Source organism: Chitinophaga polysaccharea (genome assembly GCF_902150045.1).
GTDB classification, from domain to species: domain Bacteria; phylum Bacteroidota; class Bacteroidia; order Chitinophagales; family Chitinophagaceae; genus Chitinophaga; species Chitinophaga polysaccharea_A.
In genome coordinates, this window is record NZ_CABFVU010000001.1 from 3,308,702 (window position 1) to 3,333,649 (window position 24,948).

Sequence of the window (24,948 nt, forward strand, 5' to 3'; positions counted from 1 at the left end):
CATTTTTTATTTTCTCACCGTTACCCCGCGGCATTTTCACTTTTCCCTTCGAGCCAGTTTTTGAATTCAGTAACCCTTTCACGGCTAATAATAACATCAGTATCAACATCGGGTGCTAATTGAAGAATTAATCTGCTATTGTAATAAGTGGTGATCTTTTTAATGGCATCTATCTGGATAATGAACTGCCGGTTAATACGGAAGAACTGGTGTTTGTCCAGCAGCTGCTCTATCTGATCCAGTGAATAGTCCAGCGGTACGCGCTGGTTAGCGCTGGTGGTAGCCCAGGTAGTGCCTCTTGCAAATTGCAGCCAGGCAATATCTTTGGCTTTTACGTATATCAGCTGGTTGTTGATCCTGCCAATAAAACGGGCGCTGTCGCGGCGAAGGAACTCTTCTGCAATGCGGCCGATGTCTACTGTATAGTTATTGGCTGGCCTGAACTGTTCATACTTTTTCAGTGCATTCTTCAGATCATCGGGGTCGATGGGCTTCAACAGGTAATCGATGCTGTTTACCTTGAATGCCTGTAAGGCGAAGCCGTCGTATGCGGTAGTAAAGATGATGGGCGTGCGCACTTTTGTTTTGCTGAATATTTCAAAGCAGTTGCCGTCAGACAATTGTATGTCCATCAGCATGAGATCTACCGGTTGTTGCTGTTCCAGCCAGCGGATCCCTTCTGCTACCGAAGCTATCACAGCTACCACCTGTATACCTGCATCATATTTTTGCAGTAACTGGATCAGCCGTTCGGCATTGTGCATTTCATCTTCAAAAATAACTATTCTCATGCGGCGCTGATAATGGGTAATTTTACAATAAACATATTTTCTGTTTCGCTGATCTCTATGTTACTGTTGCTGATCAGCGCATATCTTTTCTGAATATTTTCCAGTCCTATGCCCGATGATATTTCCGGGTGGACTTTAGGTTTTCTGTGATTGGATACCACCAGGAAATGATCGTCGGCTTTAATGGTGATCAGTAACGGCTCCTGTAAGGAGAAGCGGTTATGCTTGATGGCGTTTTCTATCAGCATTTGCAATGTTACCGGTGGTATCATGCCTTTGGTCCTGATCTTTTCCGGTATGTCGGCGCTGAACTGTATGCTTTGCTGGTGGCGGATATGGATGAGGAACAGGTAGGCGTCCAGGAAGTCCAGTTCTGTTTGTACGGATACCAGGTTTTCAAACTTCTTATCAAGAATATAGCGGTATGTTTTTGCCAGCTGGGTGATATAATCGGCGGAAAGATCCGGGCTTTTATATACCAGGTTAGTGAGCACGCTGAGGGAGTTAAAGAAGAAATGCGGATCTATCTGGTTGCGCAGCGCATCATACCTGGCCTGGATATTTTCCCGCATCAGCCGTTCAGTTTGCAGCTGGTATTCTTTCCAGCCGGAATAATAGAAGATGATGCCGTTGAAGGTTAGGATGAGCAGGTAAAACATAAATGTACCGAAGTTCAGATCGTAGCTGAAATGCCTGAAACTTTCCCATGCCTCGTAGCGTTTAAATAACAGGATATCCGTTGCCGAATAGAAGAGGCCAAAAAGATAAGCCACCAGCATACCATACACCAGGAGAGAGGCGCAGAGGAATACCAGTTTGCGGGAGGTATGTTTGTTCATGGTTTTCATTTCCACGGTACGGGCCAGCCAGGCGGCGCCTTCCCAGGCAGCCAGGCCAAACAGTACATAGAGCAGGCTGAACATCTGGCTCCTGAGGTCCATGATCTGCAATCCGGTGGTGAACGTATGATCAAAGGATTTGAAGATCACACTGAAAGTATACAGTATCAGTATCCTTGAAAGATACAGGAATAGTTTGCTGGAGAATAATTTTTCATTTTCCTGGAAGTTCATTTGCTGTTTTGTCTGTTACTAAATGTAGTTATTTTCTTTAAACCAGGTAAATGCCCCGGTAACGGCGGCTTCCACCGGTGTATAGCTGAGTTGCAGTTCCCGTTCTGATTTCTTGCCGGAATAGTAGTTGTCGAGGCACAGCATGTAGGCAGTGGTGTAATTTAATTTCCCGGAGATGCCCGGCAGGGAACCTATGATGCCGGCCGCTTTCAGGATAAAGGCAGGGATGGGTATCAGCAGCTGCCGTTTACCGGAAACTTTTTTCAGCAGCCGGAAAAACTCCTCATAGCTCAGGTTCTGACCTGCCAGCAGATAGCAATCGCCTGTTTTGCCTTTTTCAATGGCGTTGATAATGCCCCGGCATACATCTTTAATATGCACAAAGTTTTTACCCCCGGGCGGATAGAACAGCAGCCGGCGCTTCAGCCCGTACAGGATCAGTTTCCCGGAGCTGGGCTTTACATCATGAGGGCCTATCATAAAGGTGGGGTTCACTACAATGGCAGGAAGATGCTTGCTGGCCACCTGTTCCAGCACATACTGCTGCGCAAGGTATTTACTGTTGATATAACCGGAGTTGGCATTGAACAGTGTAAACCCGTTCAGCTCATTCCCCGGGCAGCTTTTATCGCCTGGGCCAATGGTGTTGGCAGTGCTCACGTAAATAAATTTCTGCACCTTATGCGCCAGGCAGGCCGCTGTGATATATTTGGTAGCAGTGAAATTGGCGTCCTCATATTCGGCAAAGGAAACGCCCCACTGCTCTGTAATACAGGCGGTATGGATCACCGTATCGCAGCCTTTTACCGCTTCATGTACATCATCGTTATTACTGATGCTCCCGTAGAAGATTTCACAGGGAATGTCTTCAATGCCTTTCACATCGGCCGAAGGCCTGATCAGAATTTTTATATCAAACCCCATGCGGTAAAGCTCCCGTGTTAAGTTGGAGCCCAGGAAGCCATTGGCCCCTGTGATCAATATTTTTTTCATGGATTTTTTTTAGACAGATAAACTATATGGAATTTCTTTTTTTACTTCCCTGGATACGATCCTCATCCGGAACGACAGTGGAAGCAGCTGCATCAGCACATGATTGATCTTATTCATCAGCCCCGGGATGATCACCGGGCGCCCTGCCAGTGTGCCTTTCAGGGCAATGCTGGCTATATCGGGGGTCGGCAGCAATCCCATTTTTCCTTTGAGCCCCTGGCTGATAATGCGCCGGGAGGTATGGGAATTGGTCATAATAGGCCCGGGATATACCACGCTTACAGACAGGCCGGTATCTGCCAGTTCCTCCTTTAGCCCCAGGAAGAACGAAGAAATAAATGCCTTTGATGCGGGGTACACTGTTTTATACGCAATAGGTGTAAAAGCCGCCATGCTGGCAATGTTCATGATATAGCTCTGCGGATGTTTCAGCAGGTGGGGGATCAGCAGGTGTGTAAGCAATACAGTGCCTCTTACATTAAGCATGATAATATCGTCTATGCGTTCCAGTGAGGTGTCTGTAATTGCGGAGGTACCGCCGATACCGGCATTGTTGATCAGAAAATCAATATCATGATCGCGGGTAATGAGCGGCAGCTGTTGCTTCAGCGTGTGACTGTCCGACAGGTCAAATTCAAACACTTTCACGCTTACGCGGTACTCCAGTTCCAGGCTTTCGGCCACCGACTGCAGGCGGCTTCCCGGCAGTGCAATGAGGATGATGTTCATGCCTTTCCTGGCGCACTGAATGGCGAATTCTTTGCCCAGCCCGGAGCTGGCCCCGGTGATGAGCGTATATTTATTGTCTGGCATATGTTTTATTTTCGAGCAGGCTTCTGAACCTGGTCATCGTCCTGAACAGGTTATCGTGAATAATGGGATCGGATACCCAGCGGGGGATCTTTTTGCTGCGATCAGTGGTTACCATATAGGTGATCCGCAGCTGGCCGTCCGCCAACGGCGCTATGATCCATTTCCCCCGCGTGCCGGTGATCCGTGTTGTTTTATTGTATAACGGGAAGCGGCTATCCGTGATGCTTTCAAACACCACTTCTGCTGCGTCGCCGGGAGTTTCATGATAGCGGTACAGCAGGCAGCAGTCCTGGTCGTCTACCGGCCAGGGAATGTCGTACTTAATATACGTGATCCAGTGGTTGGGATCCGGTGCAGCCGCTACCCGGTATTCGCTGGCGTTTGCATTCCACTCGCGGCCATGGGCCTGGTCTTTGAAAAGGCCGATCACTGCCGGTACGGCAGATTTCACCAGGAAAACGGCCTTGATCTCCCTTACATTTTCACCACCGGCGCCCGGGATCCATCTTTCATATAAAGAGATGGCGTTATCCTGTTTCACCAGCTTAAACTCCCTGGTGTCGCCGGATAATGACCGGAAGAACATAATGCTGCTGATCAGTAAAACAGGTAGGTGTTGCATACATTATCATTTACTGCAAATATGCCAAGGGGATGCCGGCCGGCCATCGATTAACTGTTGAACTGTAGGATTAAGCCGCTGACCTGTTATTAAACCGACGCTATAAATGATGGAGAAATATTTATATATTATTTTATGAAGAAGTACCGGGAATATTTTACTATTTTGTTCGCCGGTTGCCCGGGCAGCCAATGTACCTGTTAAAATTGTATGCATTGAACATGAAAAAATACATGCTGGCCATTGCCATTGTGTTTGCCATCATACCCGCTGTAGCACAGCAAAACTGCCCGGTGATCCCTTTACCGGTAAAAGCACAAAAGGGGAGCGGCGCCTTTAAGATCACCGTACGTTCCACCATCCGCCTGGAAGATACTTCGCTGATGCCGCAGGCCACCTGGCTGCAGGAGGAACTGCTGCGCCGTTGTCATATCAATGTACCGCTACAGCAAAAGAACGGGAGCACGGTTATTTTACTGAAGAAAATAACAGGTACTAACGCGGAGGCATACACGCTTAATATGAATAGGCAAACTGCTGTTATTTCAGCCGCCGGCACAGAAGGAGTGCTTAACGGTATTGTGAGCCTGCTGCAGCTGGCAGCGGTTGCGCCCCCATCGGGCAATACCCTGCAGGTGCCCTGCTGGAATATTACAGACGCACCGCAATATGCATGGCGGGGCGTGATGCTGGATGAGTCGCGCTACTTTTTTGGTAAAGAGAAAGTGAAGTCTGTTCTCAACTGGATGGCTTTTTATAAACTAAACCGCTTTCACTGGCATCTGACAGATATGCCCGGCTGGCGGCTGGAAATAAAGAAATACCCATTGCTGACTACGGTGGGCGGCATAGGTAATATTGCCGACCCTAAAGCGCCGGCGGCCTATTATACACAGGATGATATCCACGAGATAGTAGCCTATGCCAGGGTACGTTGCATTGAAATTATTCCTGAAATCGATATGCCTGGTCATGCCGGGGCGGCCAACAGGGCATACCCTGCATTCGACGGCGGCGGTACGGCCAGATATCCGCAGTTCACCTTTAACCCCGGCAGGGAAGGCACTTATGCTTACCTGGCGGATATACTAACGGAAACGGCTCAACTGTTTCCCGCTCAACTCATTCACCTTGGCGGCGATGAGGTAACTTTTGGCAATGCCGGCTGGGACCAGGATACTGGTATTATCCGGTTAAAACAGGCCCATGGCCTGAAAGGCCGCAAGCAGGTTGAAGATTATTTCATTCAGCGCATGGCCGATACGGTTTTGAAACTGCATAACAAAGTGATGGCCTGGGATGAAATTGCTACTGCTACCTTGCCGGCCGACAGCACCATCGTTTGCTGGTGGCGTCATGATAAACCGGAGAACCTGGCCATGGCCTTTCAAAAGGGATACTCCGTAGTGATGTGCCCCCGGTTGCCGTTCTATTTCGATTTTGTACAGGACAGTTCCCATAAGATAGGCCGCAGGTGGAAAGACGGGGAATTCAATCCCCTGCAGGCAGTATATGATTTCTCTGCCGGAGCTGTTCCTGCTGCAAAGGGACATGAATCCCATATACTGGGCGTACAGGCCTGCCTGTGGTCGGAAACCATCCACAGCAATGACCGGCTCGATTTCCTGCTTTTCCCCCGCATAGCAGCGCTGGCGGAAACAGCCTGGAGCCATCCTTCGTCGAAAGACTTTAACGGCTTTAAAGCCCGTTTAAAAGCGCAGTTGCCGCTATATGCAAAGGACTATATCTACTATTTTGATATTTTCCAACCGGGGAAACATGTGGAATCCGGTAAAGCGGCCAGCAACTATATCGACTGATGGTCTGCCAGCAACGGGATATTAAAAGTTGAGCTGGTTTTTGTAATTTTATAGAGATGCATTACCACACTATTCCTCCGCCGCCCCATCTTGCACATGTTATCCGGTTTTTCTGGATACTGGAGGGCAACACAGGTTATACGCACTATAACATGGCAGATGCCTGCGTGGAAATGTTGTTTCATTACCGCGGTCTTTTTGATGAAGTAACAAACAGCGGTAACATCACCCAGTCCTACACTTCCGGTATTCACGGGCCTTCCCATACCCTGCGCAGGTACACCATTGATGCGGGGTTCAGCATCTTTGGTGTGTATTTTTATCCCCAGGCCATTCCCCTGCTGTTTGCCATATCTGCTGCTGATATGGCGAATAATACCGCTGAGTTGAAAGACCTGCTGAAAGACGGGGGCCGCATACTTGAAGAAAAGATCATGCTGGCAAAGAATAACCAGGAGCGCTGCGCCATCCTTTGCCGCTTCACAGAAGAACGGCTGGCCGCCAGCCGGGTGGCTGATCTGCCGGTTTTTGCAGCAATAAGGGATATCATCCATCACAAACCTTCACTGAATATACAGTCGCTTTCACAGGCATACTATTTGTCGCAACGGCAGTTTGAGCGCCAGTTCAAACAGTATGCAGGACTATCGCCCAAACTGTTTTCACGGATCGTCCGTTTCCAGTCGGCTACCGCCTTTTACAACCGGCCGGTGGCGAGCCTGGGAAGCCTGGCGCTTGAATGCGGGTATTATGATCAGTCGCATTTCATCAGCGACTTCCGCGAGTTTTCGGGCATGCATCCCAAACAGTACTTTTCCGGCCGCTCGGGGGCTACCGATTGGCGCGACTAACAAGAATGTCGCGTTTTTCCAATTTTAGGAGGAGATACTGTTGCAATTTTGTGCAAGAGACATTTAACCTTAAAACAAGTTTTTATGAAATTACCAGCAGGACATCAACAGGTAATGCCGTATCTGATCCTGAAAAATGCAGAAGGCTTTTTTGATTTTACCGCCAGGGTATTTGGTGCAAAGGAGCATCACCGCAGTTATAAAGACGGTAACAAGGAACTGATGCATGGCGAAATCAGTATAGGCAGCAGTATCATTATGTTTGGCCAGTCCAGCGCTGATTGGGGTACCGATAACGCGGGGTTGTTTATTTATGTGGACGATGCCGATGCTACGTTTAAAAAGGCCCTGGAGGAAGGCGCCACCGAAGTGATGCCGGTTACGGACCAATCGTATGGAAGGTCCGGTGGTGTAAAAGATCCGTTTGGAAATACCTGGTGGATCACAGCGGCATGAAAGGGAGAATAATTTTACATGTTAAGGACCGGCATATTGCTGGTCCTTTTTTATATTTTAGTATAACAAATCAAATTATCCGCATATGTTTTCCAGGCTCATCGACTCCATAAAAAAGGTGGAACATGGTTTTAAGCACATCCTGGAAACAGGAGATCAGTTGCTTAAAGACACGAGCCATGATCCCCTGGAAACAGCCATCAAACTTACGTCCGGTGAAAGCTACCAGGAACGTATGTTGGGTGCGTGGTTGCTGGGGCTTTTATCGCCCCGTAGCAACAAGGCATTAACACTGCTGAAAACAAAAGTGGTGACAGATGAAAACTGGCGGGTACAGGAAATGCTGGCAAAAGCCTTTGATCATTACTGCAGCAGTATTGGCTATGAAAAAGCGCTTCCGGAAATCAGGTTATGGCTGAATGATCCGCAGCCTAACCTGAACAGGGCTGTAGTGGAAGGCCTTCGCATCTGGACCAGCCGTCCTTATTTTAAGGAGCATCCGGATGTGGTTATTAAAATGATCAGCAGGCTGAAATCAAAGGAAAGCGAATACTTGCGCAAATCTGTAGGCAACGCGCTGCGCGACATCAGCAAAAAGCATGGGGCGCTGGTGGAGGAGGAGGTCAGGACCTGGGACCTGGAGCAACCGCGTATTGCCTTTGTGTACAGGCTTGTAGCGAAGTGATCGCGGAATTTGTCTGACTCAGGATTATGATAATTATAATGATTAGTTTGATTTTTACTTTTGGTTTTGTTGTTTTGGAATTCTTTTTAAAATAGTTAAGGGAGATAAAAGCAAATATCACCTGCTCTTATCTCCCTTAGTTATCCCTATAAAATTCTTTTTAAAATAGTTAAGGGAGATAGAAGCAAATATCACCTGCTCTTATCTCCCTTAGTTATCCTTATAAAAATCCTAAAAAAATAAAATCAAATTAATCATTATAATCATCATAATCCTGAGTCAGACAAATTCCGCTCTACTCCCAATATTTCTCCCCTTTCTTCATTTTCTCCAGGGTGGTTTCGTAGTTTTTCTTTTCGTCGTCGCTGGCTTTGTTCATGGCTTTTTCTTCCCAGGCGAGGGCTTCTTCTTTTTTACCGGATTTATACAACAGGTTGGCATAGGTATCCATGAATGCGGGCACTTCCTTGTCTTTGAAAGAACGTTTGCTCCATTCCAGGGCCTGTTCTATGCACTGCATATCATTACATTTTTCGAAGATGGTCCAGGCGAATTCGTTGAGCGACTGCGGATCTGCTTTGTGGCCATATTTTTTCATATAGGCAACAATGTTAGCCACTGCATTATCTGCATCTTTTACATAGCTGAAGTATTGCGCTTTGGTTTTCAGGATCAGCTCTTCCGCGAAAGAAGGATATTTTTTTGTCAGGCTGCTTTCAAGGGCTGCCCAATCAGGTTTGCTGCCGTCTTTCTTCATCAGCTTAGGATATACTTCTTCCTGTGCTACAATGTCCATTACTTTTTGTTCCGCTTTACCGGGGCCAAGTATTTTATTCACTTTATCCGCATTGTGCAGGAACATATTAAAACCGGGGTCTTTACTGCTGTTGGTAAATTTGGCAATAAACTCCAGGTTCACAGGGGAGTACAGGTCTTTCTGCTTGCTGATATATTCTTTTGAAATAAGCAAAGTATTTGGCTCGTCAACTTTGTTTAATGCCATGAGCGCCATCTGGCGAAGGAAAGCGGTATCTTTTTTCCCTTTCTTATAAAGATCCAGCTGTGTATAGTATTGTGTAGCCGGGTTGAGGGAAGCAGCAAATCTTTCAATGAACTGGTCTGCATCGGAGCCGCCCACGTGGCGGTCTACGATATGACCATCCGGTGCAAATACCAGGAAGGTAGGATAGGAGCGGACGGCATAGTCCTTTTCAAACTGTTTGGCGGCTGCATACCAGCTTTTCACTTCTTCATTGTCTTTGTCCGTTTGATCCATCTGTACTTTTACGTTGATGAATTTGTCATTCATAAAGCTGCCTACTTTTTCCTGGGGGAAAACATTGGCCGACATAGATTTGCAGGGGCCGCACCAGGTCGTGAAGCAGTCTACAAAAATGTACTTGTTTTCAGCTTTGGCTTTGGCCTTTACATCGGCCCAGCTGCTACCATGCTCGAAATGCATGCCTTTGTCCTGCGCTACAGCCAGCAGGGGCAACAGGAAGGCCAGGAGGAATAGTTTTTTCATTATGTTGTTTGTTGGTTTTGATTAACATGTAATTTAACGTAGTTCCGGAAGAAAACCGGAAGAGAGGGTAATTAATTTAACTGGATAAGTTGGCGGCCACGCCCCATAGGATGGTTCCGGAAGAGTTTTATAAAAATCCGCCCCTGAAACGGCTGTCCTTTTGTAAGATGTGGTTACATAGGCGGATGTTATTTGAGAGAAAGGATGGTTTCCGTTTATGCAGCACCAATATGGTAAAGATCCGGCACTTCATGGCAGAATTTCGTATCTATCTTTAGCACATTTGTACCTGATTTTCGGAGTTCGGTTAATTATACTAACTTGTTGTAGCTAAAAACATTAGCCATGCCGGTAAAACATTTTGTACAACCGATAGACCTTACTCATCCCAAACAGTTGCAACGCCTGGTTGAGAACAGGCGGGTTTACAACCTGAATAACTGTGAGCTGAATATATTTGAAAGTTATCAGCAGGATTACCGCGTGCCGCTTACTTTTGGCGACTTTGTGATTTCCAGTATGATGCGGGGCAAAAAGATCATGCATCTTTTTGATAAGCCTTCTTTTGAATACCGGCCCGGGGAAACGGTGATCCTGCCGGCCAATGAAACCATCATTATTGATTTCCCGGAAGCTACCACAGATAATCCTACCCAGTGCGTAGCCTTCTCTGTGGATGAAGCTTATATCCGGAGTACCCTGCAATATCTCAACGAATATTATAACAGCGAATACACCGATCAGAACAACTGGCGCCTGCAATTTAACAGCTATCACTTCAATAACGATGCAGACCTCACAGAGGTGATCAATAAACTGGTACGTATTTGCAGCAGTACAGATCTTTCCAGGGATATCTACGCAGATCTGAGTATGAAGGAACTGCTGATCCGCATTTTACAGAACCAGCACCTGCAGCTGATTGCAGACGAAAAAGATACCAACAGCAACAACAGCAGGCTGCATTTTGTGCTGCATTATATCAATGAACATCTCACGGAAAATATTTCTGTGGATACCCTTTGCCGCAAGGCTTACCTGAGCCGTAATATATTTTTCAAATGGTTTAAAGACCAGTTCGGGATCACTCCCCTCCAGTATATTAACCGCGAAAGACTAAAGCTGGCCAAACAACTGCTGGCCGACAGGAATAACAGCGTAGGACAGGTTAGCGCCCTCTGCGGATTTAATGATACCAACTACTTTATCCGCCTGTTCCGCAGTGCTGAAGGCATTACGCCGGGCACGTATCAGCTCATCTGCTCGCAGTAGTGCGCCTTCGGCGCGTCAGACAAGATCCGCTTAAAGCACCGGCGGAGGATTCAATGTCAGGTTTTGCCGCTGATGCCAGTAAGGATAAATGGTAGGTATCTCACTGGCCGCATCCAGCTTCTTAACCTGCTCCGGGCTGAGGTTCCAGCCGGTAGCGCCCAGGTTCTGGATCAGCTGCTCCTCATTACGGGCGCCGATAATAATGCTGGAAACAGTAGGCCGTTGCAACAGCCAGTTCAGGGAGATCTGGGCCACTGTTTTGCCTGTTTCTGCTGCTATTTCATCCAGTGCATCAATGATATTGTAAAATACTTCGTTGTTCACCACTGCTTCGGGAACAGGGCTGCCTCCCTGCGCAATCCGGCCATTTTGTGGCGGGGGACTGTTACGGCGGTACTTACCCCCAAGCCTGCCTGCCGCCAGCGGCGACCAAACAATAGCGCCTACTCTCTGATCGAGGCCCAGCGGCATCAGTTCCCATTCGTATTCACGGTTGGCCAGGGAGTAATATACCTGGTGAGCCACATAACGGTTCCATCCGTACCTTTCCGCAATGGCCTGCGATTTCATCAGGTGCCAGCCGGAAAAATTGGAGGCGGCGATGTAACGTACCTTACCACTTTGTACCAGGTCGTCGAGGGTACGCATCGTTTCTTCTACGGGCGTATTGCCGTCGAATCCATGCATGTGGTAAATATCGATATAGTCTGTTTGCAGCCGCTTTAAACTGCCTTCTATCTGCCGCAGCAAATGAAAACGGGAAGATCCCTGGTTATTGGGGCCTTTACCGAAAGGGAAAGTAGCTTTGGTGGAAATCAGCAGCTGATCCCTTTTCCCCGAAATAGCTTTTCCCAGGATCTCTTCCGAAAGCCCGTCGGAGTATATATCGGCCGTATCAAAAAGATTTACGCCTGCGTCCAGGCAAAGGTTCACCATACGTGTTGCTTCTTCTGCCAGGGTGCTGCCCCAGGCTTTGAAAAAATCATTGCCTCCGCCAAATGTGGCGGTACCAAAGCTAAGCACCGGTACCTGTAAGCCGGATGCTCCCAGTTGTCTGTATTCCATCGGATAAATTTATAAAAGGGTTTTATGAAAGTATAAAGGTCGGGGAATTGAAGGAACCGGAACTTACCTTTTCACATAAAAATTTGCTGATTTTAAATTTCCAGCTATATTTGCGTAACTGGTTACGTAATTTATTACAATATGGAATTCTTCAATAAAGCGGGCAAGGTGGCCCTTGGCAGCAGGCTGCGCATGCTTACAGAAAAGATCACGGAAGACGCCGCCCGGATCTATAGTTTGTATAACATCGACATGCAGCCGAAATGGTTCCCCGTATTTTATGTGTTGTCCGTTGGGGAGGAAAAAACCATTACAGCGATCGCAAAGGAGATCGGCCATTCCCATCCTTCTGTCAGTAAAATAATAGGAGAGATGAAGAAGAAAGGACTGATAACAGAGAAAAAGGATAAGACAGACGGGCGGAGGAACATGGTAAGTCTTACTAAAAAGGGATTAGAGATCAACACCCGTATACAGGACCAGCTGACAGACGTAAACACCGCCATAGAAGCCATTTCCGCCCAAACCACGCATGATCTGTGGAAGGCAATGGAAGAATGGGAATACCTGCTGGAACAGCAATCCCTGTTCAGCCGGGTGGTGGAGGCGCATAAAAAACGGGAAGCCGGGAACGTAGTGATTGTGGATTACAGCCCCGGATACAAAGCGGTCTTTAAAGCATTGAATGAAGAATGGATTTCCCGGTGGTTTAAAATGGAGGCGGCAGATCATAAGTCGCTCGACCACCCGGAAGAAAACATCCTGAAAAAAGGCGGGCATATTCTGGTAGCGCTTTACAACGATGAACCGGTAGGGGTTTGCGCATTAATAAAGATGGACGACCCGGACTACGATTACGAAATGGCTAAAATGGCGGTATCTCCCAAAGCCCAGGGAAAAAGCATCGGCTTTTTATTAGGGCAGGCTATTATTGCAAAAGCCGCTTCACTGGGCGCCAGGAATATTTACCTGGAAAGTAACACCATCCTGAAACCGGCTATCAGCCTGTATAATAAGCTGGGCTTTAAAAAAGTGACCGGCAGGGCTACCCCATATGAGCGCTGCAATATCCAGATGGAACTGGCACTCCCGGTATGATTTCCACGGCAGATGATTGGAGTTTATAAAAATGGAAATGTATATTAGAGCTCCGGATGAATGCTCAAACCATCATTCCACGTTATAAAAAAAATTTAAAAACTCAGATCATGATATCACCTGACTCCCTGGAACAGGAAGCCTTGGAAACCGCTAAAAATTCCGGTTCATCTGCCGCGTCATTACCCGCAAAATTTACTGAGAAAAAATATGTGATCACCCTCATATTCGTTACCTCGCTGTTCATGTGCTGGGGTATCGCATTAACGATGGGCGATGTGCTCAACAAACATTTCCAGAACGTACTTGGATTATCAAAATCCCAATCAGGCCTGGTGCAGTTTTCCATCTTTGGCGCTTATGCGCTGATGGGGATCCCGGCGGGTTTGTTTATCAAAAAGATGGGATATAAGAACGGGGTACTGCTGGGGCTCACACTGTATGCCCTGGGCGCCTTCCTGTTTGTGCCCGCAGCTAATGCAGCCTCTTTTGGTATTTTTCGCATTGCCCTGTTTGTGCTGGCCTGTGGTATGGCCACCCTGGAAACGGTAGCGCACCCGTTTATGGCAGCATTAGGTGATCAGCGCACCAGCGATCAGCGTATCAACTTTGCCCAGTCATTTAACGCCGTAGGCGCTATTGTTGGCCCCACGCTGGGATCCTATTTCCTGCTGAGCGCAGGGCATGACGCTGGTCAGGAACTGTTGTCGGTAAAAACATTATACATCTGCATAGGAGCGGTGATTGCGGCTATTGCCATTGCATTTGCCATGGTAAAGGTGCCTGCGCTCACCGATCCGCACGATGGCCCTTCTGATGTATCCGGCGCCGTGGGAGTGCGCAAAAAATTGTTCCAGCAAAAGCACTTTGTATTTGCAGTGATCGCACAGTTCTTTAACGTGGCGGCGCAGGCAGGTACCTGGGCGTTTTTTATTAACTATGGCCATGAAGTGATGCATTTCTCCGATCAGAAAGCCGGTTACTTCATGACCGTATTCATGGGTATGATGCTGGCCGGCAGGTTTGTGGGCACGGCCCTGATGCGTTATATCGCCCCCAATAAACTCCTTGCCGCATTTGCGGTGGGCAACATCCTGATGTGCCTCCTCGTGGCACAGGGCTGGGGCTGGGCTTCCTTCATTGCGCTGCTCATGATCAACTTCTTCTTCAGTATTATGTACCCTACTATTTTCAGTCTTGGTTTAAAAGACCTGGGGCCGCAAACACAACAGGCGTCTTCATTTATTGTAATGGGTATGTTTGGCGGCGCCATTTTCCCTTTTATCATGGGTCGTATTGCAGATACCAATATCGCTACTGCCTATTACTTACCAATTGTATGCTACGCAGTTATTTTCCTGTTTGGTTACAGGCTGTATAAGCTCAGATAATTGTACCGTTCTGTATAAATAAATATAAAATAAGAAGGGCCGCTCTGCTAACAGGGCGGCCCTTCTTATACCTGTTAAGGTTTGTTGATCCATGGATACAGACCTTATTCCTTTCCCTTTTTCCCGGCACATTTTACTGCGCCTGAACAGCATCCTGATACCGCCCAAAATTCCATTGATCCCAAATGGGTGGTTTTTTCGTAATATTAGTTTGTCCAATTTAGCTTTTTCGGGATTACTTCATTGTCAGCCAGTATTATTTTTTAGTATATATAATGCTGAGCTAGTCTGTAAAATCATGGCCGCGGGAATATCACGTAAATAAATGGTTGAACCTCACTGAAAACTATTACTACTCTACATATTAGTTCTCAATCTTTTATTCACCTTAAAAATTACATGTATGTCAAATGCTTTAATTTCCTGCGTCACTATCCCGGGAAAGTCCAGGATCAATTCCTGCTACGAGGACACTCAAAATGACACATTGAAATGGGTACAGAAATTTGATATGGCCCCAAGATTTAAACCCCTTAGCTGGTATTCCAAGGCCAGGTTTGGATTCCAGGCTGCGAGGGAATACCCCGATGCATCCTACGCACAGGTAACTCTTGCCGGGGATCTGCTTTCCTGGCTGTTTACGGTGGATGACAGCTGCGACCGCGGTTCTGCAGACGAGGGCACGGCTTTGGAAATGCGCCGCCAGCTGGAAATATTTATCACTATCCTCAGTGGTAAATATATAGAAGACGATAACAGTCTCAGTATTGCCCTGAAAGATATACTACACCGCTTCCGGGAAATAAGCAGCCCGTTTTTATACCGTAAATACTGCATGCATATGACAGATTATCTCAACGAATGTTTTTTTGAGATAGATATGCAGATCGACGGGCTCATGCCTTCCATCAGCAGGTACTATAAAGAGCGACCCTACACCGGTTTTTATATTATGTTCCCGCTGGTGGCCATTTTTGAAAAACTGGACCTGCCCGATGAAGTATATGATCATAGCGTTATCGGGGAGATAGAGCTGGTCTTAAACCTGCTCGGCTGCCTTTCAAACGACCTGCATTCCATTGCCCGCGAAGCCAAACTGGAGAAACCCGGGTTCAACCTGATCTTTATTGCACAAAAGGAATTGAACCTGGGCCACGATGCAGCGGTGCAGTATGTGATCAATGAGCACAAAAAACACCTGCGCCGGTTTAAGCAACTCCGGAGGGAGCTTCCTCACTGGGGCGAGTATATCGACGAGCAGGTAGACCGCTACATCGACGGGCTTTATACCATCGTAAGAGGATACGATGACTGGGCCGTAATAGATACCGGTCGTTATGATAACAAGTGATGTGGTAAGTACTTCGCCAGTTCAAGATGCAGGTCGCTGATAAAAACGGGCTTTGTGATAAAGCCACTGGCGCCGGCCTGCAACATATCCTCTTTCAGAAAGGCATCTCCTGAAACGATCAGTACGGGGGTGCCTTTTAGTGTTATATCATTTTTTATGTACTGTAGCAGATCCCCGCCACCGAATCCAGGCATATTCAGATCAGAAATGATGAGGTTAGGTTTTTCTTCCCGGATAATGCTGGCAACAGATTTATGATCGCTGCATAACACCGGGTCAATACCCATTTCTTTCAGGAACTTCATCAGCAGCTCAGCGCTCAGCAGGTCATCTTCAATGATCACTACTTTCGCGCCGGTAAAACAACCCTTCATAAACTTAGGCGGTAACTGCTGCTTGATTTTCCCGGTACCTGCTTCATAGGGAATATTAAATGCAATGGTGGTGGTAGCAGGAGCGGAGGGGTCAAGAGGTTCCAGTGTAATAATCCCGCCAAAAAGACCAACCAGGTGTTTGGTGATGGATAAGCCAAGCCCGGTGCCCTCAAACTGTTCCCGTTTTGATACAAACCGGTCGAACATCCTGGTGGCAATCTCCGGCTCCACTACGCCCTGGTTCCTTACCTTGAAAATGATCTGGTCATCTTCTTTCACACAGCTCACATAGATCATGGAATTGCCGCTGGCAAATTTCACGGCATTCGACAGTATATTGTTCAGGATCTTGATCAGTAAAAGGCTGTCGCTGTTAATAGGGGGGATCAGCTGCCGGTCGAACCGCAGGTCGATCTTAATTCCTCTCGAAGCCGCCAGGTAACTGTTAACCGCTATACAGTGAGATACACAATCCTTTAAGCTCACCGATTCTTTCATGATGGAATAAAAATTCCCCGACTCTATCCTCGACATTTCCAGCACGTGGTTAATGATATTGCGGGCCAGGTAACAGGAGGCAAACAGCTGGTTGATTTCTTTTCTCTCGGCCATGGAATATTGCGATTTCCGCAATTCAAACAGTTGCCCGATAGAGAAGATCGCATTCATGGGCGTCCGTATTTCATGGAATACCTCCCGCAAAAAAACACTTTTCCTTTCGGAGGCCTCCCGGTGTTTCTGGGCGGATGCCAGCAGGCTTCTGATCTGTGCCACGTAAGACATCATCACGCATAATATAAATACCAGCAAGGCCACTGTAGTAGACCATTTCATGGTTAAGGACACATCCGGGGACAGCTGTAACGGCTGGATAAAGTTATAATGTGAATTGGCCACCATCCATGCCGCGAAAATAACGGTAGCTATGATACAGGCCAGCAGGGCGCCGCTTCTTTTATAGAGGAAAAAAGCAGAACTGAGATGGAATATGATGATGGTATTAAATGCCAGCAATAGTTCCAGGGAAATGCTTGATCCCAGAACGGTAGACCAGTAAGCGATAAAGATAGCATTGGTGCTCAGCATGAGCAGGTTGGCATTAAAATACTGCCGTATATGGTTTAGCCGGATCACGGCAAAGAAACTAAGCGTTTCCAGGGGGATCCCGATCAGGAAAAATACGGAGCTTTTAAGAAAATAAAAATAGCTGCCAACACCAACAACCAGGGCGCTTAGCACAATAGCCATTGCATTGATAATAATAACAGGGCGTTTTTCTTCAGCTTTACCTATATGCGAGGTGCCAGCCAGGACGGGTTTGATAAACATGGCCCTAATGGCCGCAGTTGCAGGATAGTTACCAGTTCTCATGTAATGTTATTTAGAGGGTTAGGCGAATGTGTCATCACAGGGCGTTTAGATTTCATTGGGTTCAGGTAAATCTAATGAGATATGCGTCGGAATGAGTTAATTGAATGTTAATATAAACATATTTTTTTTTCAAAAAAAGAATATTATATCCGATAAAACATGAATATGTTAGGTATGCTTCCTTTATCCTGATGCCGTTGTCCGGGAAGGCTTCCTGTACGCAAATACCCTGAACCATTCCCTTGCTAAAACATTTTTACAGACTTTTGTTATGACGTACCGGGTCACCCATACCGGCTGACCCGTATATTACGCTGATTGTCTGAATATCAACTATTTATCCATTTTGATGCCCTTTGCTTACCGGTCCTTGCCGGTTTAATTCCGTATGCCGATTCTTTTCACTTAATAAACACTAACACATGGACACACAAACCCTTTTCATTCCTGCCCTGGAATTCCCGGTTCCTTCTGCCATTAGCCCGCTCGCGGAAGAAGTGCAGGCGCACACTTTCAAATGGGCCCACGAATTCCGCCTGGAATCGCCCGAAAAGCTCAAACGGTTCAACAAAGGGAAATTCGGCTGGTATGCGGCCAGGGAATATCCCGCCGCCAATTACGAAGAACTGTGCCTGGTAGGCGATCTGATTACCTGGCTGTTCACCATCGACGATAAATGCGACCGCTTCTCTTCCGGTACCCTGGAAGGCGCCTGGCTGCGCAAAATGCTGAACGGTTTTATCGCCATTATGGAACACCGGGAAAGTACCGTGGAAACACCGCTCAATGATGCCCTGATCAACATCCGCACCCGTTTCTCCGGTCTCAGTTCCCCCTTCCTTTACTCTCTCTTCTGCAAAGAAATGGTTTCCTATTTTGAAGAATGCCTGTGGGAAACAGAAATGCAGGAAGGAGATTATAGTCCCACTATCCGTGAATACCTGCAGTGGCGCCCTAAAACCGGGTTCTATATTATGTTTCCCCTGGTAAGTATTTTCGGGAAGATTGACCTGCCCGAAGAAGTGTATGAGCATTGGTTGGTGAAGAAGATAGAGCTCCTGCTGAACCTTACGGCCAACCTGGCGAACGACCTGCACTCCCTGGAACGGGAGAGAGAACTGAAAACAAAGGGGCTGAACCTGGTGCTGATTTATGAACAGGAACTGAACATTTCCCTGGAAGAAGCTATTCAGCAGATCTCAGATGAATACCATGGTAATTTGCGGATCCTGGAAGAGCACAGGGCCAGTCTTCCTTTCTGGAGCCAGGAAATCAATGCGCGACTGGATGTATATATCGAAGGGCTGTACATCGCTATAAAAGCCTATTTCGACTGGGCCCTTATTGATACGGAGCGGTACAAAGGTAAAGTTTAGGTTTTTATAGATCTGGCCGGGAGATGCTTCATCATCTCAGTATACAGCTCCTCGAAAGAAAAGGGCTTATTGAAAAAGGCCGTGGCGCCCAGTTTTAAAAGCTCCTCGGATTCATTACTGTATTTGTTGAAAGCATCTCCCGATATTACGATAAATGGAGTCCCCGAAAAGGCCGGGATGGCGCGCAGTTCCAGCAGGAATTCCCGCCCGTTCATTACCGGCATCTGTGAGTCGGTGATAATGATATCGGGTTTTTCTGCCAGGGTGGTTTCCAGCGCTTCCTTACCGTTACTGCTCAATAACACGGTAGCGCCGCCTTTGCGCACAAACTTTTCAACTACGTACTGGTTCATCTTATTATCATCTACTATCAATACCTTCAGGCCTTCAAATTCATCTTTCCCGATCTCAAATTTCCCCCCCGCACTGGTGGGCGGATGCGCCGGCCGGTAGGGGATCATAAACTCAAAGATAGTATGCCCTTCTTCGCAGATCACGCGAATGCTGCCTTCCAGCAGGGTGATCAGCTGCTTGGTCAGGTGCAGGCCGATACCTGTGCCGGAGGTAATATGATTCCGCTCCGATTCATAGGGAAGGAATAACTTTTTCCGCCGCTCAGGCGCTATCTGTCCCTCGTTCTTCACACGTACGCAAAGCGAAGTCCCTTCCCGGTAAACACTGATCATCACTTCGCCGCCGGCAGGCGAAAATTTTACGGCATTGGAAGTCAGGTTATTAATGATTTTGATCAGCACTATTTCATCACTTTCTATATATTGTTGGGGCAACCGGTAATCCAGCACCAGGTTAACGCCCTGCAGGATCCCCGTGTACTGGTTCATTGCCATGCACTGCTCTATGCAGTGCTGCAAATGAACAGTCCCCATCTTAATATCCATGAATTTACCGGCTTCTATCCGTTTCAGGTCCAGTACGTTATTTACAATGTCTTTCGACAACTGGCCTGCGCCCAGTAAATTTTTCAGGTCCATATCTATTTCCTGTATAACAGGCACATGTTTATTGGCGTTCCTGGCAAGGTCCAGCAGCTGGGCAATACCGTAGATACTGTTCAGCGGCGTTTTTAGCTCGTGAAAGGTTTCCCGCAGAAATGCGGCGTTGGTAGACAGCTCCTTGTTCGATTTACCCAGGTCGTCCATCAGCTGGATGATCTCTTTCATAAACTCAAAGATCACAAACAGGATAAAAGTAAGCATCCCGCTGGTGGTACAAAGCCGCATGATATAAGCAGAAGTGGGGCTGAGATCGATAGGTTTGATAAAACCGAAATAACTATTGACCTGTGTTATCAACAGCAATACCCCGATGGCCAGGAGCAATGGCATTCTTATTTTATGCTGCCTGTATACAAGAAAAGAACCGCAAATAAGGAGGATCAGCAGAAAGGCGATCACCACTTCAATCGGGATGGCATTGCCCAGTAAAATTGTCCAGTAACCGGCAGCTACGTAATGTAGCGCGAACATGCCAAAATTGGCGCTGTTCCGTTTTCCCATTCCGTTTAATACAATCACTCCAAACATACCAATTCCCTCCAGTAATAAAGGCAACAGGATCAGCAGACTGTGGACCAGCAGGTAGAAAACACCTCCTAAAATAAAAACCAGCATACCGGTCAGGAAAGCAAGGGAATTGATAATAACGAGTGAACGCTTTTCTGGTTCAGTGGCGTACTGGGTACCAGCGTTCTTAATAATATTCAAAATATGCATGCGTCATTTTTGAGGGGTAGATGCCGTATTAAACGTATATATTCTGTTGTGTCTTCTGTGTGAAATCAGAAACAATATACGAATTACCGGGAACATGCGTGGAAATGGGGAAACAGCCGGGAACACTTAGGGATATCCCCGTGGCGAACCAGGGGCAAACCGGGGCGTAATAGCCGGTTTTTTTCCGGAAAAAGCGCTGGTGCAAAAGTTGTACTGCTTGATAAGCGGAACTAAACCGCTAATGCTATGAAAGCGCTTATCAACAAAAAAAGGCACTCCAATTTCTTTGAAACGATGGCCTCAAAAGTAATTGCTGCTACCGGCAGCCCATGGGCTTTTTTTATAGCCCTTGCCGTGATCGTTATATGGGCCGTGAGCGGCCCTGTTTTCGGCTACTCAGACACCTGGCAGCTTGTTATTAATACCGGTACTACCATCATCACTTTCCTGATGGTATTTATTATACAGAAATCGCAGAATAAAGATGCCAAATCAGTACAGCTTAAGCTCAACGAACTGATAGCTGCAAACCAGGCAGCCAGTAACAGATTGATAGACGTGGAGAATTTATCGGAAGAAGAACTGGATGTATTACATAAATACTATTGTGTAATGGTGGAAGAAACAAAGAAAAGAATGAGCATGAGAGAATCACACTCAGTGGAAGAAGCCATAGGAGATGCCCTGAGCAAGCATGAGGAAGACCTGCTGAAACGTAAAAAAACGAAGAACGGAAATAAGCGGCAACAATAACTCCTTGAAGATACCGTTGTTTTGGTGTTATTATTGATGACCTCCATAAAAAATAACTTATGTACCATGTCTCTGAAAAACTGAGAATCTTTACCTGGCATGTACATGGCAGTTACCTGTACTATCTTTCCCAGGGGAATTATGAACTTTATATCCCGGTAAAGGAAACCCGTGAAGAAGGATATTACGGAAGGGGAGCAACATTCCCCTTCGGTGATAATGTGCATGAAATTCCTTTTGAAGAAGTAAAGCATTATGCGTTCGACTGTATCCTGTTCCAGTCGGAGAAGAATTACCTCACAGACCAGTTTGAGGTGCTTTCGGCCGCCCAGCAGCGGTTACCGCGTATTTACCTGGAACACAACACCCCATCCAGGGACCCGGTGAACCAGCCGCATGTAGTAGACGATCCCATGGTATTACTGGTACATGTTACCCACTTCAACAAGCTGATGTGGAACAACAATCGTACGCCCGTTACCGTTATCCCGCACGGAGTTACGGATTCGCCGTATCCCTATTGCGGTGATCTGCCCAGGGGCCTGGTAACAATTAATCATCTCAGGCAGCGCGGCCGCACCCTTGGCTGGGATATTTATGACCAGGTGAGCAGAAAGGTGCCGCTGGAGCTTGCAGGGATGGGGAACCAGGAGGGAGCCGGGGAAGTGCTTCATCCGGACCTTCCCGCTTTCCGCAGCAGGTTCAGGTTCTATTTTCACCCGGTAAGGCATACCAGCCTGGCACTGGCTGTTTGTGAAGCCATGATGCAGGGAATGCCGGTGGTAGCACTGGCCACCACGGAACTGGTAACGGTTATTAAAGATGGAGAGAACGGGTATATACATACCGACGTAAATTACCTCACAGAAAAAATGCAGTTGCTTTTAAACGATCATGATCATGCAAAGTTGCTGGGAGCACGGGCAAAGGAAACAGCGGATGCGTTGTTTAATATTACCCGCTTTACCACCGCATGGGAACAGGTGTTCCGCCAGGTAACCAGTACCGACTGGCAACCTGAAGGGCTGTTTTCTGCGGAGCCGGCGCTCACCGGGCATTAAGCCCTGTGGTAGCACTGTTCATCAGGCTTCCTGTATTTCCCCGCCGGCAACATTAAGCCCTGTGGTAACACCTGCTCTCCGTACGCGCCAGCAATTCATCCGCCTTTATCAGCATCCGGTCAAAGTCGTTATGCCGCGTCCAGTCGGTGGTACAATGCAGGTGCGTGTTTAACGGGGCCCAGCGATGCGGCTCTCCATCCATACTGATGATTACGCTGGGAGTGGCTGTGGCGGCGGCAATATGCGATACGCCTGTACAGTTGGATATCAATGCCCTCGATCTTTTTATCAGCATTGCCATGCCACCAAGACTTAATTCCCCTGCCACATCCAATGCAGGAAAGCGCATATAGCTCTTTACAGCCAGGGTCAGTTCCTTTTCTTCTATACTCCCGGTAAGCACTATTTTCCAGCCCTGGTCTGCAAGATGGTCGGCCATTGCGGCAAAGCAAGGAGGAGGCCATTGCCGCCAGGCGGCGCGGGAACCGGGATGCACACAGATGTAAGTATAATCGTCACAAGGCAGTTGTAAACTCCTGAGAGAATCCCTGTCGGCGCTGGTTAGCGGAAATTCAAGATGCCTGCCTGCCGGGGGAATGCCCAGCTGTTCCAGCAGGTACAGGTGCCGCTCAATTTCATGCAGGTCTTCCGGATACAGAACAAATAGCTCGCTTTCAGGAACAGTGCCTTTGGGTGTAAAGCCAGCGGTATACCTGGCGCCCATCGATTGTACCAGTGGGTTTACCAGGGTGCCGTTGCCCTGCATCTGCAATATAAGATCATAGTGTTTGCTTTTCACTGAGCTCATAAAGGTATTGAACGCTCCCGGATCAGGCGGTTGTTCCGGCAGCCCGGGATAACCCGGAAATACCATTACTTCATCTATGTAATGCGAAAAACGCTGCTGGAAAGTATTGGCCCATGGTAATCCTATAAGCGTAATATGCGCATGTGGAAAAGCCGCTCTCAGTGCACGAAAGGCAGGGACTGCGCATAACAGGTCGCCCAGCTGTAAGGCCCTTAGTATTGCAATACGTTGTATATGGCTGAACATCATGATTTAAAAATTATCTGTAACAGTTGATTAATACTGCTGTGCTCAAGGTCTGCTACCAATTCCATAATTTGTGCGCCGGTATTATCCGGTATCCTTCCGTTTGTAAGCCTTTTGAATTTTTCGGCTGCATCTTCCCAGGTAAATGGAGTTGTATAAAATCCTTTATAAGTATCTTTTTCCGCTTTAAATATTGTACCATTTTTCATATGGATGACTACACTGCTTTTAAGTTTGCCGGGGTAAGCCGCTGTATACGGGTCCAGCATACCTGCTACTTTCACAGGTTTATGCAAGGGGAACCTGGTATGTGTTTTTACCAGTTGTAACAGTTCCTGCACATCCGTGCGGGTGATCCGCTCGGGGGTAAGCTGGGCCGGTGTAACTTCTCCGTCCAGTAATGCGGCTGCAATTACATAAGCCATACTATGGTCTGCCTGCTCTTTGCTGTGCACAAGGGTACGGTTGCCATATTCGCCGCCGCCAACAATGTGGAAGGCGGTAAGAAAAGTGGTTACCTCCACCTGCCTGATATCCGTTGCTTTGATATGGTGTTGTTCCCTTAGCTCTACGGCCGCTGCAATAGCACTCTGCGTATGTACTTCAGCGTTATAGGTTTTCAGGCAGCAATGCGGAATCAGTTCAAATTTATCCTGGGTCCAGTCGTACTCCAGCTTCATACCGTAAATGTCGTTGAACCCTTTTTCGGGTATTTCAAACAACTGCACCGGCCCGGTAATATCTTCCTGCGCCAGCATACAAATGGTCATACAGCCTTCATTCACCAGCGATGATGCCAGTCCTTTCCACTGCGTGGTATAAGAGGTGCGGGAAGTGACCAGCGGATGATAGCTGCAGCCCGCAATACTTAATGCATTCATCAGTTGATCTGCCGGCAGCTTCAGCAGTTTGCCAATCCCGGCGGTGGCAGAAAATGCCAGCAGGGTGGTATGGTCATGCCCTGTGATCATCACCGGTAACTGCTCTGTAAGCCGGCATTCTATCTCATACGATAAAGCCATGGCTGCCAGGAAATCGGCCCCGCTGATCTCTTTAGTGTGGGCAGCTGCCAGCAGGGCGCCAACGTTGTCGCTGGGATGGCAGGTAGATTCCTTAGCCAGGAAATTATCCATAAAATCAGGATACCTGATTAATGTGGTGTAATACTGTGCTGCAAAATTTGGAGCGAGCTTCAACGGGAAACCGGGGCCCTGTACGCCAGACAACCTGCCGAGCCCCTGCGCCACTTTTTGTGGAACAGATTCCCGTATAGAAAAAATCATGGATGCCAGGCTGTCCAGTAAATGGATTTTAAGTTGTTGGATAATGGCGGGCGGTAACGAAGAAAACTCAATACTGTCGGCATATTCCGCCATCATCTGGATCTGTGTGCTCATGTTTTTTTTATGAACGGAAACGA

22 protein-coding genes are annotated in these 24,948 nt (G+C 47.4%); 11 read left to right on the top strand and 11 right to left on the bottom strand.

The window, feature by feature from the left end; translation table 11 throughout:
- Window positions 1-20: 20 nt before the first annotated feature.
- From FN124_RS13540 to FN124_RS13560, 5 genes are read right to left on the bottom strand one after another with little or no spacing between them, the layout of a single operon-like run.
- Window positions 21-791 carry a LytR/AlgR family response regulator transcription factor gene (locus FN124_RS13540; protein ID WP_142685238.1) on the bottom strand — a complete coding sequence of 257 codons (771 nt, stop codon included), beginning with the start codon at window positions 789-791 and terminating at the stop codon, window positions 21-23.
- Entirely contained in the window at window positions 788-1,864 is a 1,077-nt protein-coding gene (locus FN124_RS13545; RefSeq protein ID WP_142685239.1) for a sensor histidine kinase, read from the bottom strand. Before FN124_RS13545 ends, FN124_RS13540 begins: the two co-directional genes overlap by 4 nt.
- Window positions 1,865-1,882: 18 nt before the next feature.
- Window positions 1,883-2,857, bottom strand: coding sequence for an NAD-dependent epimerase/dehydratase family protein (locus tag FN124_RS13550; RefSeq protein WP_142685240.1), 975 nt, complete (start codon window positions 2,855-2,857; stop codon window positions 1,883-1,885).
- A 9-nt stretch (window positions 2,858-2,866) separates the two neighbouring features.
- Window positions 2,867-3,670: an SDR family NAD(P)-dependent oxidoreductase gene (locus tag FN124_RS13555; RefSeq protein ID WP_142685241.1), complete on the bottom strand. Its 804-nt coding sequence runs from the start codon at window positions 3,668-3,670 to the stop codon at window positions 2,867-2,869.
- A complete protein-coding gene (locus FN124_RS13560) occupies window positions 3,657-4,292 on the bottom strand; it encodes an START domain-containing protein (protein WP_142685242.1) in 636 nt (211 codons plus the stop codon). The genes FN124_RS13555 and FN124_RS13560 overlap by 14 nt, the downstream gene beginning before the upstream one ends.
- Window positions 4,293-4,513: 221 nt before the next feature.
- Between FN124_RS13560 and FN124_RS13565 the strand changes: the two genes are divergently transcribed.
- The 4 genes from FN124_RS13565 (at window position 4,514) to FN124_RS13580 (ending at window position 8,104) form a co-directional block, all read left to right on the top strand.
- The gene (locus FN124_RS13565) at window positions 4,514-6,112 is read left to right on the top strand and encodes a beta-N-acetylhexosaminidase (RefSeq protein ID WP_142685243.1); all 1,599 of its coding nucleotides are present in this window, start codon (window positions 4,514-4,516) and stop codon (window positions 6,110-6,112) included.
- Between the two features lie 56 nt (window positions 6,113-6,168).
- The gene (locus FN124_RS13570) at window positions 6,169-6,963 is read left to right on the top strand and encodes a helix-turn-helix transcriptional regulator (RefSeq protein WP_142685244.1); all 795 of its coding nucleotides are present in this window, start codon (window positions 6,169-6,171) and stop codon (window positions 6,961-6,963) included.
- A gap of 84 nt (window positions 6,964-7,047) precedes the next feature.
- Window positions 7,048-7,419, top strand: coding sequence for a VOC family protein (locus FN124_RS13575; protein ID WP_142685245.1), 372 nt, complete (start codon window positions 7,048-7,050; stop codon window positions 7,417-7,419).
- Window positions 7,420-7,504: 85 nt separating this feature from the next.
- Window positions 7,505-8,104: a DNA alkylation repair protein gene (locus FN124_RS13580; protein WP_142685246.1), complete on the top strand. Its 600-nt coding sequence runs from the start codon at window positions 7,505-7,507 to the stop codon at window positions 8,102-8,104.
- A 295-nt stretch (window positions 8,105-8,399) separates the two neighbouring features.
- Here FN124_RS13580 and FN124_RS13585 read toward each other — a convergent pair whose 3' ends face one another.
- Window positions 8,400-9,629: a thioredoxin family protein gene (locus FN124_RS13585; protein WP_142685247.1), complete on the bottom strand. Its 1,230-nt coding sequence runs from the start codon at window positions 9,627-9,629 to the stop codon at window positions 8,400-8,402.
- A 345-nt stretch (window positions 9,630-9,974) separates the two neighbouring features.
- Here FN124_RS13585 and FN124_RS13590 point away from each other — a divergent pair, with 345 nt between their 5' ends.
- Complete coding sequence (locus tag FN124_RS13590) at window positions 9,975-10,901, top strand: AraC family transcriptional regulator (RefSeq protein WP_142685248.1); 927 nt, start codon at window positions 9,975-9,977, stop codon at window positions 10,899-10,901.
- A gap of 30 nt (window positions 10,902-10,931) precedes the next feature.
- On the opposite strand, the gene FN124_RS13595 is transcribed toward FN124_RS13590, so the two are convergent.
- On the bottom strand, window positions 10,932-11,966 hold the full coding sequence (locus FN124_RS13595; protein WP_142685249.1) for an aldo/keto reductase: 1,035 nt from the start codon (window positions 11,964-11,966) through the stop codon (window positions 10,932-10,934).
- Window positions 11,967-12,107: 141 nt separating this feature from the next.
- Between FN124_RS13595 and FN124_RS13600 the strand changes: the two genes are divergently transcribed.
- The 3 genes from FN124_RS13600 (at window position 12,108) to FN124_RS13610 (ending at window position 15,806) form a co-directional block, all read left to right on the top strand.
- Window positions 12,108-13,064 carry a bifunctional helix-turn-helix transcriptional regulator/GNAT family N-acetyltransferase gene (locus tag FN124_RS13600; RefSeq protein WP_142685250.1) on the top strand — a complete coding sequence of 319 codons (957 nt, stop codon included), beginning with the start codon at window positions 12,108-12,110 and terminating at the stop codon, window positions 13,062-13,064.
- Window positions 13,065-13,174: 110 nt separating this feature from the next.
- Complete coding sequence (gene fucP, locus FN124_RS13605) at window positions 13,175-14,455, top strand: L-fucose:H+ symporter permease (RefSeq protein ID WP_142685251.1); 1,281 nt, start codon at window positions 13,175-13,177, stop codon at window positions 14,453-14,455.
- A 403-nt stretch (window positions 14,456-14,858) separates the two neighbouring features.
- Window positions 14,859-15,806 carry a terpene synthase family protein gene (locus FN124_RS13610; RefSeq protein ID WP_142685252.1) on the top strand — a complete coding sequence of 316 codons (948 nt, stop codon included), beginning with the start codon at window positions 14,859-14,861 and terminating at the stop codon, window positions 15,804-15,806.
- On the opposite strand, the gene FN124_RS13615 is transcribed toward FN124_RS13610, so the two are convergent.
- Entirely contained in the window at window positions 15,791-17,551 is a 1,761-nt protein-coding gene (locus tag FN124_RS13615; RefSeq protein ID WP_142685253.1) for a hybrid sensor histidine kinase/response regulator, read from the bottom strand. The two genes, FN124_RS13610 and FN124_RS13615, sit on opposite strands and share 16 nt — an antisense overlap.
- 422 nt (window positions 17,552-17,973) lie before the next feature.
- On the opposite strand from FN124_RS13615, the gene FN124_RS13620 reads away from it, so the two are divergent.
- Window positions 17,974-18,927, top strand: coding sequence for a terpene synthase family protein (locus FN124_RS13620; RefSeq protein WP_142685254.1), 954 nt, complete (start codon window positions 17,974-17,976; stop codon window positions 18,925-18,927).
- On the opposite strand, the gene FN124_RS13625 is transcribed toward FN124_RS13620, so the two are convergent.
- Entirely contained in the window at window positions 18,924-20,660 is a 1,737-nt protein-coding gene (locus FN124_RS13625; protein WP_142685255.1) for an ATP-binding response regulator, read from the bottom strand. The genes FN124_RS13620 and FN124_RS13625 overlap by 4 nt on opposite strands.
- A 246-nt stretch (window positions 20,661-20,906) precedes the next feature.
- Between FN124_RS13625 and FN124_RS13630 the strand changes: the two genes are divergently transcribed.
- Both FN124_RS13630 and FN124_RS13635 read left to right on the top strand, forming a co-directional pair.
- On the top strand, window positions 20,907-21,413 hold the full coding sequence (locus FN124_RS13630; RefSeq protein WP_142685256.1) for a low affinity iron permease family protein: 507 nt from the start codon (window positions 20,907-20,909) through the stop codon (window positions 21,411-21,413).
- A gap of 59 nt (window positions 21,414-21,472) precedes the next feature.
- The gene (locus FN124_RS13635; protein ID WP_142685257.1) at window positions 21,473-22,474 is read left to right on the top strand and encodes a glycosyltransferase family 4 protein; all 1,002 of its coding nucleotides are present in this window, start codon (window positions 21,473-21,475) and stop codon (window positions 22,472-22,474) included.
- Between the two features lie 52 nt (window positions 22,475-22,526).
- On the opposite strand, the gene FN124_RS13640 is transcribed toward FN124_RS13635, so the two are convergent.
- Entirely contained in the window at window positions 22,527-23,531 is a 1,005-nt protein-coding gene (locus tag FN124_RS13640) for a glycosyltransferase family 9 protein (protein WP_260607422.1), read from the bottom strand.
- Window positions 23,528-24,925 carry an MmgE/PrpD family protein gene (locus FN124_RS13645; RefSeq protein ID WP_185937188.1) on the bottom strand — a complete coding sequence of 466 codons (1,398 nt, stop codon included), beginning with the start codon at window positions 24,923-24,925 and terminating at the stop codon, window positions 23,528-23,530. The genes FN124_RS13640 and FN124_RS13645 overlap by 4 nt, the downstream gene beginning before the upstream one ends.
- Between the last annotated feature and the right edge of the window lie 23 nt (window positions 24,926-24,948).